Origin of the sequence: Brevibacterium permense, assembly GCF_013280495.1 — a bacterium.
GTDB lineage: Bacteria > Actinomycetota > Actinomycetes > Actinomycetales > Brevibacteriaceae > Brevibacterium > Brevibacterium permense.
In genome coordinates, this window is record NZ_JABSSX010000037.1 from 1 (window position 1) to 1,361 (window position 1,361).

The 1,361-nt window shown below is 62.4% G+C and carries 2 protein-coding genes; one reads left to right on the forward strand and one right to left on the reverse strand.

The annotated features are described in order from the left end of the window. Positions 1 to 37: 37 nt before the first annotated feature. Complete coding sequence (locus HK353_RS16785) at positions 38 to 1,216, reverse strand: IS30 family transposase (RefSeq protein WP_425350572.1); 1,179 nt, start codon at positions 1,214 to 1,216, stop codon at positions 38 to 40. Here HK353_RS16785 and HK353_RS16875 point away from each other — a divergent pair. Then, on the forward strand, positions 1,178 to 1,361 hold a 184-nt coding region (locus HK353_RS16875), incomplete at its 3' end, for a hypothetical protein (RefSeq protein ID WP_217278562.1). The genes HK353_RS16785 and HK353_RS16875 overlap by 39 nt on opposite strands.

The window sequence follows — 1,361 nt, forward strand, 5'->3', positions numbered from 1 at the left end:
GGCGGGCTCAGGGTTCTAGTGCAACACCGTGGTGCGTTTATCCTACGTTTTCCATCACGATGCCGGCGAGCACCTCAGCAGGAGTCGCGTACTCCAGAACCTTACGAGGCCGCCGGTTGAGCTGATCTTGCATCGCCTGAACGTCATCGTCGCTGACCGAATCATCGAACCGAGTCCCCTTCGGGAAATAGTCACGGATAAGCCCGTTCGTGTTCTCATTCGTCGGCCGCTGCCACGGCGAATGCGGGTCACAGAAAAACACTCCGCAATCCGTGCCCATGGTGATCCGAGCGTGCTCGGCCATCTCCGTACCCTGGTCCCACGTCAGTGTCTCGAACAACGCCTCTGGCAACGACTGGATCATCTCGGTCACCAACCCCGTCACGGTCTGGGAGTCCCGACAATCCGGGAGCTTGCGCACCAAGCAGAACCTGGACCGCCGCTCGATGACCGTGACCAACCCGCCCGTGTCGTTGTCAACGACGAGGTCGCCCTCCCAATGACCCGGCACAGCCCGGTCGGCAGCCACCGGGGGCCGGTCCACCAAACGGACGCCCTCGAGCCACGGGCGACTGGATCGGCGGGGCAGCTTCGACTGCGGTTTACGACCCGTCCGCCCCGAACGAAGAGCCTTGACCACTTTGAGTTCGTGCCGAAGACCTCCGGCTCCCTGCAGATAAAGGGCTTGATAAATCGTCTCGTGCGACACGTGCAGGTCCTTCCGGTCCGGGTACTCACGGCGGAGCCTACCGGCGACTTGCTGTGGGGAACACTTATCGTTGAGCCCATCGATAACGTGGGCACGAATCCACGAGTCGTCAAGGCGTTTGCTCCGATGCTTCTTACCTGCTTGTGTCGCACCGGCACGAACGTGCGCGGCCGCGGCGCTATAGGCAGCACCGGCCCCGGAGCCAGCATAGGCCTCGAAGCGGTGACGTTGGAGCTCTCTGGCCACCGTTGAGTAGTGCACCCCGAGCTGGGCGGCGATGCCCCGCGTCGACAGTGGCGGGCTCGATTGCACACCGGCCTGGATCGTCATCCGATCCTCGAACGTCAAGTGGCGATAGGAACGATTGCCCGTCGGAGCAGGAGGTCTCGTGCAGATCGTGGCAGGCATACCTCCCAGCTTGCCAAACTGGACCGTGATTCCGAGGCGACGCATCCATCGCCTGGCTGTTTGATAACCGATCCCAGCGCGTCGCAAGCTCTCCTTCACAGTGAGCCGGTCGACGAGGAGGCAGACGAAGAACGCGTCGAGGTGGTCGAAAGGCACTGGTCGCATGATGGGCTCCTTCTCAAGTGCTGTCCCGACCCGACCGTGCTGGTCAGGCCGGGTGTTGCACTAGAAGATAGAAACCGCC